Here is a 661-nt window from a genome sequence, read left to right as displayed (position 1 = left end):
CTTCAGGATGTCGGCCAGCTTCTCCTGCTCGATCCCGACCGTCCGCGCCCCAGCCGACCAGCGCTGCAGGGCTTCGGGCGTGGCATTGGCGACCTGCGCGAACTGCCGGATCTGCGCGGCACTCTCGGCGGTAGACCTTACGATCAGACCGAGCGAAGCCGTGGCGGCGGCAGCGGCGGCCCCAAGGGCTAGGCCCGCCCGGCGTGCGAAGGCCGCAAGCAGGGTGTTCGCCAGTTCCATCTCGCGTGACAGGCGGCCAAAGCCGCGGGCCCCAGCTTCACCGACACCCTCCAGTTCGGCGCGCACGCGACGTCCGCCCTCCGCCACGAGGCGGACGGAGACCTTCTTCTCAGCCATTGCGGCGTCCTTCCATCTGCTCGTTCAGTTTTCGCACCATCACTGCCTCGACCTCGGGCAGCAGTTCGGCGGCGATCAGGGGGTTGATGCCCAGCGCTTGCGCCAGCGCGAGGGCGGCGCCCATGTCCCATCCGATGATGGCCCCCGGCGCGATGCGCAGTTGGCCGCCAAGGCGCTGGGTCAGGTCCCAGACCTGCCAGCCCTCGACCGTCTGCGGTCGGTTCAGTCTTGCGGGGCAGTCCGGGCAGATGCCCCCGGGGCCCTCGCAGGGTGCGCAGGCCGCGCAGTAGCCGTCGCCCCCGCC

General features: G+C 71.0%; 1 protein-coding gene and 1 pseudogene. Both read right to left on the bottom strand.

Annotated features, from left to right (window positions below):
* Nucleotides 1-357, bottom strand: a pseudogene (locus E3D03_RS21165) (phage tail tape measure protein); the annotation flags it as partial.
* Nucleotides 350-661 (bottom strand): hypothetical protein (locus E3D03_RS21160; protein WP_263568571.1); only part of this gene is annotated, 312 nt, incomplete at its 5' end. The pseudogene E3D03_RS21165 and the gene E3D03_RS21160, both read right to left, overlap by 8 nt.

The organism is Paracoccus sp. DMF, assembly GCF_004407025.1.
Taxonomy (GTDB): Bacteria; Pseudomonadota; Alphaproteobacteria; order Rhodobacterales; family Rhodobacteraceae; genus Paracoccus; species Paracoccus aminovorans_B.
Note: the sequence above shows the minus strand (reverse complement) of the source record. Positions and strands in the feature narration are given on the sequence as shown.